Annotated in this window: 20 protein-coding genes; 1 reads left to right on the forward strand and 19 read right to left on the reverse strand. The window is 70.3% G+C overall.

What is annotated here, in order from left to right; all coding sequences use genetic code 11:
• Positions 1-66 precede the first annotated feature (66 nt).
• The 17 genes from AB0903_RS30980 to AB0903_RS31060 all read right to left on the reverse strand — a co-directional run bounded on the left by AB0903_RS30980 (position 67) and on the right by AB0903_RS31060 (position 9,727).
• Positions 67-852 carry an HK97 family phage prohead protease gene (locus tag AB0903_RS30980; protein ID WP_366708056.1) on the reverse strand — a complete coding sequence of 262 codons (786 nt, stop codon included), beginning with the start codon at positions 850-852 and terminating at the stop codon, positions 67-69.
• Positions 824-2,230, reverse strand: coding sequence for a phage portal protein (locus AB0903_RS30985; RefSeq protein WP_366708057.1), 1,407 nt, complete (start codon positions 2,228-2,230; stop codon positions 824-826). Before AB0903_RS30985 ends, AB0903_RS30980 begins: the two co-directional genes overlap by 29 nt.
• Positions 2,227-2,430 (reverse strand): hypothetical protein, encoded by a 204-nt coding sequence (locus AB0903_RS30990; protein ID WP_366708058.1) that lies wholly within the window; start codon positions 2,428-2,430, stop codon positions 2,227-2,229. The genes AB0903_RS30985 and AB0903_RS30990 overlap by 4 nt, the downstream gene beginning before the upstream one ends.
• Positions 2,424-3,980, reverse strand: coding sequence for a terminase (locus AB0903_RS30995; RefSeq protein ID WP_366708059.1), 1,557 nt, complete (start codon positions 3,978-3,980; stop codon positions 2,424-2,426). Before AB0903_RS30995 ends, AB0903_RS30990 begins: the two co-directional genes overlap by 7 nt.
• The gene (locus AB0903_RS31000; protein ID WP_366708060.1) at positions 3,977-4,285 is read right to left on the reverse strand and encodes a hypothetical protein; all 309 of its coding nucleotides are present in this window, start codon (positions 4,283-4,285) and stop codon (positions 3,977-3,979) included. Before AB0903_RS31000 ends, AB0903_RS30995 begins: the two co-directional genes overlap by 4 nt.
• Before the next feature lie 306 nt (positions 4,286-4,591).
• Positions 4,592-5,032: an AAA family ATPase gene (locus AB0903_RS31005; protein ID WP_366708061.1), complete on the reverse strand. Its 441-nt coding sequence runs from the start codon at positions 5,030-5,032 to the stop codon at positions 4,592-4,594.
• 3 nt (positions 5,033-5,035) lie between these two features.
• Entirely contained in the window at positions 5,036-5,224 is a 189-nt protein-coding gene (locus AB0903_RS31010; RefSeq protein WP_366708062.1) for a hypothetical protein, read from the reverse strand.
• A gap of 2 nt (positions 5,225-5,226) precedes the next feature.
• Entirely contained in the window at positions 5,227-5,586 is a 360-nt protein-coding gene (locus AB0903_RS31015; RefSeq protein WP_366708063.1) for a hypothetical protein, read from the reverse strand.
• Position 5,587: 1 nt separating this feature from the next.
• Positions 5,588-5,878 (reverse strand): HNH endonuclease, encoded by a 291-nt coding sequence (locus AB0903_RS31020; protein WP_366708064.1) that lies wholly within the window; start codon positions 5,876-5,878, stop codon positions 5,588-5,590.
• 21 nt (positions 5,879-5,899) lie between these two features.
• On the reverse strand, positions 5,900-6,130 hold the full coding sequence (locus AB0903_RS31025) for a hypothetical protein (protein WP_366708065.1): 231 nt from the start codon (positions 6,128-6,130) through the stop codon (positions 5,900-5,902).
• An 80-nt stretch (positions 6,131-6,210) separates the two neighbouring features.
• A complete protein-coding gene (locus AB0903_RS31030) occupies positions 6,211-6,459 on the reverse strand; it encodes a MerR family transcriptional regulator (protein WP_366708066.1) in 249 nt (82 codons plus the stop codon).
• 231 nt (positions 6,460-6,690) lie between these two features.
• Positions 6,691-7,095, reverse strand: coding sequence for a DUF6221 family protein (locus AB0903_RS31035; RefSeq protein WP_366708067.1), 405 nt, complete (start codon positions 7,093-7,095; stop codon positions 6,691-6,693).
• Between the two features lie 107 nt (positions 7,096-7,202).
• Positions 7,203-7,562, reverse strand: a complete 360-nt coding sequence (locus tag AB0903_RS31040) for a hypothetical protein (protein WP_366708068.1) — start codon at positions 7,560-7,562, stop codon at positions 7,203-7,205.
• An 11-nt stretch (positions 7,563-7,573) separates the two neighbouring features.
• Positions 7,574-8,086 (reverse strand): hypothetical protein, encoded by a 513-nt coding sequence (locus AB0903_RS31045; RefSeq protein WP_366708069.1) that lies wholly within the window; start codon positions 8,084-8,086, stop codon positions 7,574-7,576.
• 7 nt (positions 8,087-8,093) lie between these two features.
• Positions 8,094-8,234, reverse strand: coding sequence for a hypothetical protein (locus tag AB0903_RS31050; RefSeq protein ID WP_366708070.1), 141 nt, complete (start codon positions 8,232-8,234; stop codon positions 8,094-8,096).
• Positions 8,231-9,217 (reverse strand): DUF2637 domain-containing protein, encoded by a 987-nt coding sequence (locus AB0903_RS31055; protein WP_366708071.1) that lies wholly within the window; start codon positions 9,215-9,217, stop codon positions 8,231-8,233. Before AB0903_RS31055 ends, AB0903_RS31050 begins: the two co-directional genes overlap by 4 nt.
• A 189-nt stretch (positions 9,218-9,406) precedes the next feature.
• Positions 9,407-9,727 carry a hypothetical protein gene (locus AB0903_RS31060; RefSeq protein ID WP_366708072.1) on the reverse strand — a complete coding sequence of 107 codons (321 nt, stop codon included), beginning with the start codon at positions 9,725-9,727 and terminating at the stop codon, positions 9,407-9,409.
• A 146-nt stretch (positions 9,728-9,873) separates the two neighbouring features.
• On the opposite strand from AB0903_RS31060, the gene AB0903_RS31065 reads away from it, so the two are divergent.
• The gene (locus AB0903_RS31065) at positions 9,874-10,134 is read left to right on the forward strand and encodes a hypothetical protein (protein ID WP_366708073.1); all 261 of its coding nucleotides are present in this window, start codon (positions 9,874-9,876) and stop codon (positions 10,132-10,134) included.
• A 41-nt stretch (positions 10,135-10,175) separates the two neighbouring features.
• Here the strand turns inward: AB0903_RS31065 and AB0903_RS31070 are convergent, their stop codons facing one another.
• Both AB0903_RS31070 and AB0903_RS31075 read right to left on the reverse strand, forming a co-directional pair.
• Complete coding sequence (locus AB0903_RS31070) at positions 10,176-10,928, reverse strand: hypothetical protein (RefSeq protein ID WP_366708074.1); 753 nt, start codon at positions 10,926-10,928, stop codon at positions 10,176-10,178.
• Positions 10,925-11,287: a hypothetical protein gene (locus tag AB0903_RS31075; RefSeq protein ID WP_366708075.1), complete on the reverse strand. Its 363-nt coding sequence runs from the start codon at positions 11,285-11,287 to the stop codon at positions 10,925-10,927. Before AB0903_RS31075 ends, AB0903_RS31070 begins: the two co-directional genes overlap by 4 nt.
• Positions 11,288-11,315: the final 28 nt, after the last annotated feature.

Below are 11,315 nucleotides of genomic sequence, written 5' to 3' on the forward strand. Positions count from 1 at the left end.
TGGTGCTCCCCTCTCAGGGCATGACGAACGCCCGACGCACAGGCCGGGGTCGCGGGTTCGGGTGGGTCAGCGGGCCAGCCGGAAGCGTGCGGCCAGGGCCTGCATCCTGCGGTCGACCGAGGTACGTGACAGCCGAGTGGCATCCGCCGGCTCGGCGTCGGTGTCGGTGCCGCGAGTGGACTCACCCGGCTCGCGGTCGATCGTCTGCAGCAGCTCGAGCAGCTCGGGCCGGTACTGCGCCCGCTGCTCGATCGCGGCGCTGTCGCCGCGGTGTACGAGGGCCGTGGCCACGGCCCGCAGCCCTGCCTCGGTGTCCTCGTACGCGGGGAACGTGACGGCGGAGACCTCGAAGAGTTTGACCTCGCGCAGGATCCGCAGCTCGGCCTGCACCTTGTCGCCGTCCTTGGTCTCGACATCGATCAGCTGCCAGTCGTCCTTGACGACCTGGAAGCCGAAACTCATCCCGGTGATGTTCTTGTTCTTGACGTTGGCTTTCAGGTCGTTGACGTACGACAGGCTGGTGTCGAGGGCCGAGTCGACGGGCAGGCCCTTGGAGTCCTCGGCCAGCTCGAGGCTGCCGGCCGACACCCGGGACACGACGTAGTAGCTGTCGTGGTCGATCAGGAACCGGGCGTCGCCCTCGCTGACCGTTTTGGCGAAAGCTCCGGGGGCGATCTCCTCGTAGAACCCCCAGCGCAGCGGGTTGCCGATGCTGGTACGGGAGTTGAACTTGGCGGCGTATCCGATGAACCGCTCGGCTCCGTCGTCGCCGTCCGCGCGGATGGAGAGACCTGCCGTGGACAGCGGCAGGCGGCGGCGCTCCTCAGTCGTTGTCCTCGTCAGGGTCCTCATCGTTGCCTTCCTCCGGCTCGGGTGCAGGGTCGATCTCCTGTGGCGCTTCGATTGCGCCCAGCAGGCGGGCAGCCTCGGCCAGCAGCGCGGCCGCGCGGGGCACCGCCGGCAGCTGCTCGTGCCCGGCAAGGAGCGTGATCGCCTCGCGGGCCCGGGCCGCCGGCGGTGCGTCCGGTGCGAGCGGGTTGACGCCGAGCGGCGCCATGTAGGTGGGCTGCAGGTAGACGTCGCCGCCCTTGCCCGCGGGCAGCGGCGGCAGCTCCTCGAACCCTCGGACGTCGTCCGCGGAGAACGCGCCGACGTCGCGCATCGCCCGGTAGAACGTCGCCCTGGCGCTCGAGTCGCCGCGCAGCAGGCCCTGCACCGAGTACTTGGCGTACTGGCTGCCGAGGAGCAGTTCCTTGGTGATGCGCTGCTCGGTCGGCGCCAGCCACGTGGGGCCGAGGTCGAACACGACCCAGGCGCCGGCCTGCTGCTCGAGCCCCGTCCCCCAGCTGGTGGACTTGGCCGTCTCCATCAGCAGGAACAGGGGTACCCCGAACATGCGCGCGATCTCGGTGTTCTGGAACTCGCGCGACTCGAGGAACTGCGCATCCTTGTACGGCATCGTGACGGTCTGGAACGACGCGCCGGAGTCGAGGACGGCGATCTCCTGGCTGTTGCGCCAGCCGCCCATCTTGGCCTGCCACCGCTTCTTCAGCGCGTCGGCCTGGTCCGGCTGCAGCCGCTGCTCGGTCTGCAGCACGCCCGCCATGATGTTGCCCTTGCCGAACAGCCGGGCCGCGGTCTTCTCGGCGGACTGCGCCAGGCCGATGCCCTCGGAGGCCAGCCGCACCGGCGAGCAGCCGGTGATCCCGTCGTAGCCGAGGCCGGGGATATGCAGGACCTCGCGCGGTGTCATGGCGTGCGAGACACCCCAGTCGTCGGTGACCTCGAAGACCTTCCCGGACGGCAGCAGATCGTCGGGCTTCACCTTCCCGACCCGGACCCGGTCCGGCATGAGCGGCCACAGCTCGACGACCACCCCGGCCCGGTTCCGCACCTTCTGCAGGTACCCGTTGCCCCACAGGACGCGGTGCACGTACTGCAGCCGCCACAGCTCCAGCGGGGTCATCTCCGGGTGGGGGTCGGCCAGGAGCAGCGACTTGGCCCGGTCCCTGGTGCCCGGCACGTAGGTGTGCAGCGGTAGATGCGCGGACACCCCGGCGATCAGGGCGACCGACCGCCACACCGCCGGCATGTGCAGCGACGACCGCTCGGTCACCGCCATGCCCGACTCGTTCGGCGCGGCGCCGAGGTACTCGGCCACCGCCTCCGACGTCAGCGGTTGCGCCGGGTTCTCGAGGCTGCGCTGCTCGAACAGACCGAACAGGCTCATCCCCCAGCCCCCTTCCTGCGCCGCTGTACGGGCGCCTGGCGGGCCGTCTCCCGCTCGACGGCCACCACGCCCAGTACCCCGCCCACCATCAGCGCAGCGGGCACATGGAGCATCGCCACCCCGGTCAGGAACAGGACGACGAACGCCACTTCGAGTGTCAGCAGCACCTGGTGCCGTGACCATCCCGTGATCTTCACCATATGTTCGGCGCCTCCTCCGACTCGACGTCGTGGTACATCTCCCAGCCCCACACCGCGTAGGTGCCGGACACCAGCGGGCTCACGTCCACGCCGTCGCTCTTGCGCGCCCACAGCCACGCGTCACCGACCTCGCGTTTGCGTGCGCCGGCGAGCGCGGACGCCAGGGGCGCCTGCCCGAGGTGTCGCAGCCTGCCGTCGTGGACCCGGTCGTAGAACTGGCCGCATGCCTGGGTGAGCTGTCGCACCTTCGGGGAGATCACCAGTTCGGACCGGTCCTCACGGTTCGGGTCGTCCTCGTACGTCAGGGCCTTGCGCAGCGCCGGCACCAGCGACCCGGCCGGGCCGCCCTCGTCGATGACCCACGCGCACGGGTTCCACCGCTGGTCGCGCTCCGTGACCCAGCCGACGACCCAGTCCGTACCGGGCTGGTGCGCGACGACCTCGACGTGTACCTCGCCGTTGCCGGACTCAGCCGCAACGGAGATGGCGGTCCACGTCCGCTCGGGCGTCGTCTCGATGGAGAACGCCACCGGGTCCATGGGCCGCGTCCCGCGGTCCTCGAGGACCTCCCACTTCTCCTTGGGTATGACCTGCCACGTCTCGTCCGTGACCTCCGGGTAGTCGCCCACCCCGAGCCGCTCACGGTCGAACAGGTCCGCCCGCATCGCCCGCATCTCCTGCGCGACGTAGGACGGCCGGATGCGGATGCCGAGGGCGGGGTTGGCCCTCGCCCAGGACTGCACCTGGTCGCGGTCGTCGTGCTGGTCGCAGACCAGACGGCCCTCGTGATCCTTCGGGCACTCCTTGACGTGGCGGTCGATGGAGTACTCGAGGTACGTCAGTGACGGGTCCGGGTCGCCTTTCTGCAGGGCCCGGGCGCGCAGCAGCGCCAGTTGCTCGCTCTCCTCGCCGAGGCCGGCGCTGCCGGTGAACAGCAGCTGGGGGTTGTGGCGGGCGGACAGGACGGGCATGAGGGCGCCGATGGGTGCTGCCCGTAGTTTCATGGCCTCGTCCATGATGACCAGGTCGCCGGAGAACCCGCGTCCGCTGTCGCCGCCGCGGGCCAGGAAGCGGATCCGGGCCCCGTTGAAGAACGTGAACCCTTCCTCGCCGTGGCTGCGGCGCACGTTCTTGACGCGGCGGCTCAGCGAGTAGGAGCCCTCGATCAGCTGGTCGAGGCGCAGGAAGCTCTCCTGCGCGGTGTTGAACTGGTGCGCGGTGTGGATGATCAGCCGGTCGCCGAACAGGATCACGCCGCCGAGTTGCCGGGCCTCGAGGAATCCGCCCTTGCCGTTCTGCCGGGCCACGTTGAGGACGACGTCGAGGGACGCCCACCGGCCCTCGTCGTCCTCCTCGAGTGAGTGGTGCAGGGCGAGCTGCTGCCACGGGTCGAGGTGCAGGCCGGCGTCTTCGGCGAGCTCGATGCACTCCTGCCCGGCGGGTGAGCGAAAGTCGAGCGCCTCCTGGTCCTCGATGCCGTCCCACCGGCCGGTGCTGACACGGCGCCGCCAGGGCACGGACAGGATTCGCGGGGTCTGGCAGCCGATCACCGGGCGCCCTCGGCGGCCTCGGGAGAGATCCGGCGCGCAGCACGTCTTGCGGCGATCTCGTCAATCTTGTCGCCCTGCTCTCTCGGGGGAGCGGCTGCGACGACGACCGCCATGGCCTGCCGCAGTTCGCGGGCGGCGGTGGCGGCCGCGCGGGGGTCGGAGGCGGAGTCGATCTCGGCGGCGAGGCGCAGGGCGGCCGCGGCCAGGGCGTGGCCGGCGGGATCGACGCCGAGCTCGTCGAGCTGGGCGGTGGTCGCCGCGGCGACGGCGCCACGGCGGAGGCGCCGCTTCGGAGCATCACGCATCGGACATCACCCCCCGTAACCATCCAAAAGTGACTAAGCGTGACACTCGTTTGATTACATAGTGTTAGCGATGAGATAGTTACAGAGAGTCGCTAATTGGGTCAGCTTGAAGGCTCGGGCAATTAGCAACTTTTGATCGGGGGGAGAAACGGGCGACAAGGGCTTTTGGGTCGCCCGCTCCCTCTCTGAACTTTGAACCCACTCCCCACCCCGGCAAGATCATCGAGCGCGCAAAGTCTCGTTCGGTGATCGTTTCGCGACGCTTCGACGTCGCCGGCGCGCGCCGACGTGGGCCGTGGCGCAGTGTCACCAGGCCCGTGATGCCTGGGTGGTGACGGGGCGTGACCCGCCCTTGCGGTAGTGCCGGTACCAGCGGGTGACCACGCGGTCCATGCCGTCCGACCGCATGGCTCGCACACGCTCACGTACTACGTCCTCGCCCGGGTCGACGACCACGATGTCCGCACCAAGCTGCTCGTAGCGGGCACGTGCCTTGGGGCTGGGCATGGTGTGGATCAGGTAGACGTCCACCTCGTCGCGGTGCTTGACCGCCTCGTCGATGGCGGCGAACCGTGCGCGCTGCGCCACGCGTTGCACGACGGCGTCCTGGTTCCACGCCGGTGCGCCCGGGCCGGTGAGGGCCGAGGCGATGCGGTCCATGTCGATGACGATGTCACGGCGCGTGGCGTGCGCCTGGATCCACGTGGACTTGCCCCCGGCCGGCGGGCCGGTGATCACGTACAGCACGCGTCACCTCCGGTCGCGGCACTGGCTGCGGCCGCAGTCGATCAGCCGCGGGTCCGCGTACGCGTCGGTGAAGCTGACGTTCGGGTCGCTGCGCAGCTTGGTGAGTGCGTCGGGGTCGATCCCGAGCTCGGTCTCCAGCGTGGCGATGACAAGGGGTGAGGCCACATCGTGCGTGGGGCAACGCTTCGCCATGCTCACCTTCCGTGGGGTCCGTCAGCTTCCTCGGGTCGGTAGACGTCGATGCCTTCGGCTCCTGTGATCATGAGGACCTCGACGTCCGGCGGCATGTCGTACAACTGGCTGGCCACTGTGTTGAGCTGGTGGGGTGTGGCGCTGCGCGGCATGCGCACGAGGACGGTGTCACCGGGGCGGATGACCAGTTGGCCGATGACGCCATTGGTCTCGGCGGGGGTGCACTCCTCAACGTGCATCGCGACGTGCCGCGCGGCGTGGCGGCGGCCGTTGGCTGCTCTTGCGACGCTGCCGTACGAGCCGCAGCCATCACACCGCCAGGACCTGCCGTCGTCTGTGAAGTAGGCGATGGGTCGTTCCATGTCACCACCTCCGTGACGCTCGGTTGCTGTCGGCCGTGGTCGTGGTCCGGTTGCCGCGTGCGCTGTTGCAGCGGCGGTGCGCGCTGCGGGCGTTGGCGGGGTCGAGGAGGTCGCCGCCGAGTGAGAGTGGGACGGCGTGGTCGAGGGTGAAGGCGTCTCGATGTCGGCCTGCTTCGAGGCCGGTGATGTCGTAGCGGATGGCGGTGCCGCACCACCAGCAGGGGAGCAGCAGGGCGCGTTGCTGGGCGCAGAGTCTGCGGTAGGGGCGCCCGTTGCGGGGGTTGCCGGCCACGGCCTCTCACCTGCGCTCAGGTCATCTGTCGTAGTCGCTGGTGTAGCGGGGGCGGTCGCCGTACCCGTCTTCGCATCCTTCGTGCGCGTCTGGCCAGCCGCCGTGCGTGAGGACGAACCCGTATCCCTGGGTCTTCGTGCAGCCCTTGTCTTCCCAGTCGTTGGCGATGAAGGTCCAGAAGAGCAGGATGACGAGGCCGATGCCGATCTTGGTGGTGGTGGCCATGCGTGGCCGGGGTGCGATATCTGGCATGCCCGTGAGTGTGGCGGCTCGTGAAGGTCGCGTGAGGGTGTGTATCTGATCCGTGACATGGCGCGGCGGCTGAGCGCCCGCTACTGCTCAGGGATGCCGACGAGGCGCAGGGCGCGAGCGCGGGTGGCGCGTTCGGCTTGGGCGACGTCGCTGAGGCGGTAGAGGTGTGTGCGGCCGTCTTCGGCGAGGCCGGCGGGCTCCAGGTGCTGGCGGCGTACCCAGTCGCGGATGGTGGCGCGGGTGACGGCTGCTGCTCCTGCGCTGAGCAAGCGTCGGGCGTGGGTGGCGTGTTCGGCGGCCTGGGCGGCGGTGAGCCATGTGGTGTCCACGTGTGCCTCCCTGGGTACGCGTCAGCCCCCGGCGAGGCGGGGGCTGAGGTGGCTATGGGCACGGGTGTGCTGCTGGCAGCAGTGTGGGGCTAAACGGTGATCTTTGTCCAGCCGGATGCGTGTCCGGGCGTGGCGGAGCCCCTGCCGTGCACTCCTCGGCAGGGGCTTCGGTCTCAGCAGCGCCGCAGCCAGCGGACGCGTCCAGGCTACTGCGGGGGTGTGGCAGTGGGGCTACGGTCGCCACTCGTCCCGGTAGTCGGGGTGCGCGGAGTGGGGGCGCCCGAGCAGCCGCACCGTGCTGCAGGGTCCTTCCGGTACGTCCTCGCGACGGCCGTAGTGCGAGTGCTTGGGGACACAGGTGCCGCACACCAGGATCTCGCTGGTCTCCTCGTCGCCGTTGTCCAGCCATCCGACGTCGCGGTGTACGAGGGAATGAAGCCGCAGGATGTCGAGCTTGGCGGCCACGTCGCTCAGGACGTCAAAGGGGCTGTGCTGGGCGATGTGTCGGGCGTCTGCGTCCGAGACTATGTCGAGCGGATCATCCTCCGTGTACGTGTACCCGGAGTCGCCAGCCGCTTCGGCGCGCTGCGCAACCTCGGTGTAGCGGTCGCGGAGGAACTGCAGCAGGTCGGTCATGGGGTCATCCTCTCGTCAGTGGCTGTGTGCGGGGTAGTGGCCGCCGCAGATCGGGCAGTACGGCAGCGGCTGCTGCTCGAACCCGAAGGCGGCGAGGAGTCGTAGGATCATGGCTCGGTCACCTCCTCCCGCACTGGGTGCAGGATGCAGCCAACCCCTTCCGCGATCGGGACCACTCTCGCCACTTCCATGCGCTCAACTGCGAGAACGTCACCAGCAGGGGGCACCGCTTCCGGTGGGGGAGTGGCGGACGAATCGGACACCCGCCACGCGGCGAACAGCCACACCAGCGGCACCGCGTACACCAGCGCAGGCTGACGAGACACCACCCCATCGAGGAGCAGCGCCCCGGCGACACCGCCGCCGATCCGGCCCAGCAGGCCCCACCCCGACGAAGCGTCCAGGGCGCCTTCGAGGCGGTGGAACAGCAGCCCGGTACCGAGGCACAGGCGCCCCCACACGGCCACGACGCGCGCCCTCACAGCAGACCCACCACAGCGTCACCAGCACCAGACACGACCGGCGAGAGGACATACCCGGCCACGCCCGCGACGCCGGACGACAGGCCCAGGCTGATACCGCAGACGACCGCCGCGAACAGGTCCCACCGGAACCCCCGGCGCAGCGACCACGCCGCGATGAGGCAGACGGTGGCGATGATGACGACCGCATGACCGCCGTCGGACAGGACCAGGTTGGACCCGCGGGTGACGGTCGGGGTGCCGCCGCCGACTCCGTACGCGAGGGCCGCGTTGCCGATCTCGCTGGTGCCCCACATGGTCCAGTCGGCTCCGGCGCCGAGGAGTCCGCCGGCGGAGAGGATGAGGATCATGCCGTAGGCGCAGCAGGCGAGGAAGGGCAGGAGGTCGCGGAGGGCTCGGAGGTTCTTCTTCTTGTGGCTGCCCCACCAGCGGGTGAGGGTCCAGCCGAGGATGGACAGGCCGACGGTGACGCCGCCGAGGGAGAGCACGTTGTACGTGGTGATGGTCATGGGGTCCTCAGTGGAGGAGGGCCAGCCCGAGGGCGGCGAGGGCCAGGATCAGGGTGGTGGTGCCGACGTGGAGCGGCAGGTCGCGGCGGGCAACGTGGGACAGGCCGCAGAAGCCGCCGATCATGGCGATCAGGAACAGGGCCGTCATGAGGCTTCTCGCTCGATCCGGCGTCGTGTCCGGGCGACGGTGTCCGTAGTGGTGTGCTGTCCGTGGATGCGGCGGACGTAGGACAGGACGGCGTCCTTGTCCGTGATACCGGACGCGAACGCTGTCCGGATGCTGTCCGCGATGGACTGTCCGGCCGGTGCGATCGGGCGGACAGGCCGGACAGGCCGGACAGGGGGCCGCTTTGACCTGCTGTCCGTCGTGTCCGGACGGGTGTCCGTGTCCGGTGCGAGGACGGTGCGAACGGTGTCCGTGTCCGTGTCGATCCCGGCGGCGGACAGGTGGTCGACGATGTCCTCAGCGGTCGCATCCGGGAAAGTGTCCGCCGCTGCGCGGACAGCGGCGCGGACAGTGGAGTCCGTCCGCTTGTCCGGGGCAGTGGATGTGTCCGGCGCGGTGAGTGCGTGTCCGGTCTGGACCGGGTCGAGGAGGTCGAGGCGGACGCCGACCGCGCTGCGCAGGGTCCGCCAGGAGAGGCCCGGGTACATGATCCAGCCGAGCATCGGAATGTGGGGCATGCGTTCGGCGACGAGGCCGCGGGCTGCGCGTTGCTCGTCGCGGACGTCGCGGCGGTGGAGTTCGAAGAGGAGCTCGACGCCGAAGGAGAGGGAGGCGAAGCCGGCCGCTGCGGGGGTGCCGCCGATGTCGTGGCCGTGGTTCCAGTTGAGGACCCCGGCGACGGTGACGAACAGCAGGATCGCGAGGCGGGACAGGCCGGCGGGGGTGCCGCGTTCGACGGCGCGGCGGGCGTAGGCGGCGCAGATGAGGCCGGCGGCGTCGAACATGACGGACAGCGGCCACGCGAGCCAGGGTTCCATGCCCCAGCGTTGGAGCTGTCCGGAGAGGGACCATGCGGCGGCGGCGAGCAGCATGCCGAGAACGAGGCCCCAGGCGAGGCGGATCGGGGAGGACAGTCGGCGTCCGTGTCCTCGGGTGTCCGGACGCTGTCCGGGCGTGGTCTTCACGGTGCTCCTCCGGAGCGCAGGGGGCCGGGCCCGCGGCGGTGGGGTTGCGGGCCCGGCTGGTCTGGGTGGGTCAGCTGTCGGCGTCGCCCTGCTGCGCGGGCTTGTTGCCGGCGTAGTCGTCAGCAGCGCGCTGCAGCAGCTGTTGCGCCGTCGCCTGGGCGTCCTGGTCGACCGGGGTGGACTCGGGCATCACACGCCTCCCGCCGCGGCGCGCAGCTTGAGCGCGACCTCGCCCGCGGTGGCGTCCGGCCAGAACTCAGGAAGCACGGCAACGGCCCGCTGCGCCGCCTGCTCGGCGACGATCTCGGGGAGGCCGGCGCACACCTGCTCGTACCCGGCGTCGAGCGCTTCGGTGAGGATGGCGGGGGCGCAGATCTGGAACGGCTGGTCGGTCTCGAGGTGGCGGGCGGCGGCGAGGAGCAGCCGGTGCGCCCACGTGGGCTCGGACAGGATCCGGGCCAGGGCCTGGTCGAGGTCTTCGCTCGTGAAGTTCGTCGGGATACGCTCCATGCGGATCCGCTCCTTCGTCGCTGTTGTGGGTGGGTCTGGCCCCCGACCATGTGGCGCTCCAACGCCGGTCGGGGGCCTTGCTGTTGCTGATTCGAAGCTAGCGTCTGACTTGCCACGTGGCAAGTCGCGCGGAGAGAATGGTGCCCATGACCGACGAGGGAGGGCCCGACATGGTGTCGTTCAGAGAGGCAGCCCGCCGTGTCGTCGCCGAGGAGATCGCCCCGTCGATGACCCACCAGCGCGTGTCCCAGCTATGCCGGGATGACCCGGACTTCCCACCGGTCGTCACTGTCGGCCGGACACGGGTGCTGGACTGGAAGCTGGCCCGGCCGTACTTCCAGGCCCGCGCGGCTGCTGCTGCTCAGCGTGACTCTCGACGTCGGATGCCGCCGCCAGCCGCCGAGTAGTCCGCGCAACGCGAGCCCCCGACCATCGGTCGGGGGCTTCGTCATGCCGCGGGGTGCTCGGCGGCTGCCTGGCCGTGGATGCGGATGGCGAGGGCGGTGAGCGCGGGGAGTACGGCGGCCGAGTGCGCCTTGTACTCGTCGGCGGTCAGGCGGTGTCCGCATGCCTCGCACACGATGTGCGGCTCGCCCTCGATGGAGACCAGCTTGAGCCAGCTGCACTCCGGGCACGGCGCGGACCGCTGTGTGCGCTGCGGCTTGCGGTCGGTCTTGTCGCGCACGCGCCGGATGAGGTCCTCGATCTGCTGGTACATGTCGCCGATCCACGACTGGGTGACCGCGTAGGGCAGGTAGGCGATCAGCCACTGGCACCAGGCGGCGGCATCGGAGCCGTGGCGGCTGTACGGGCCGTCGCACGGCTGAATGCGCACCGTGCCGTGCCGGTCCCGGGTGACGGACGGGCAGCTGGCGGCGATGTAGCGGGCCCACCCGTACAGAAGCGGGGTGATGGGGATGCCGGCGGACTGGTCGCCGTGCGGGTCGGCCAGGACGACGATGTGCCCGGGGCCGAGGAGGTCCATCACGTCCAGCCGTACGGGCATCGGCGAGTGCGCGCGGCCGGCGCCGCCCCGGCCGGGCAGTCGGCTGCCCGGCTGCAGGAGCTCGGCGAGGAGCGGCATGTGGCCCGGCAGCTCCAGGAGCATGGCGCGCAGCCGGTAGGCGCATGCCTCGCACGCGTAGACCTCGGCGGTGTCCGGGAGCTGGTCGTGGCAGACGGTGCAGCAGGTGAGCATCATGGCGTCTCCTCGACGGTCGGGGCCGGCGCTTCGAAGTTGCCGTCCGGCCAGGTCGGCGAGAGGAGTCCCAGGATCTGGCTGGCGTTGATCATTCCGCTCGGGCCGATCCGGTCGCGGACACCCTGGCAACGGTCACGCACACGGTCGACGGCGGCGGCGAGCTGGTCGCGGTCGTCGTCGGCCCACTCGATGCGGGCATCGGGGTAGCCGCGCAGGAGGTCTTCCTCGCTGGCGGCCGCGGTGCCCAGGCCGAACTGCGGGTCGTCGATGACGAGGCAGCGGCCGGACGGGAAGGCGGCGCCGTCGAGGACCTGGCCGCCGCGCAGGTGGAGGCGGAAGCCGCAGGCGAAGTCGGTCATCGGGTCCTCCGGGGGCGGATCTGTGTGG

The organism is Streptomyces sp. NPDC048389 (genome assembly GCF_040706335.1).
In the GTDB taxonomy this organism is placed as follows: domain Bacteria; phylum Actinomycetota; class Actinomycetes; order Streptomycetales; family Streptomycetaceae; genus Streptomyces.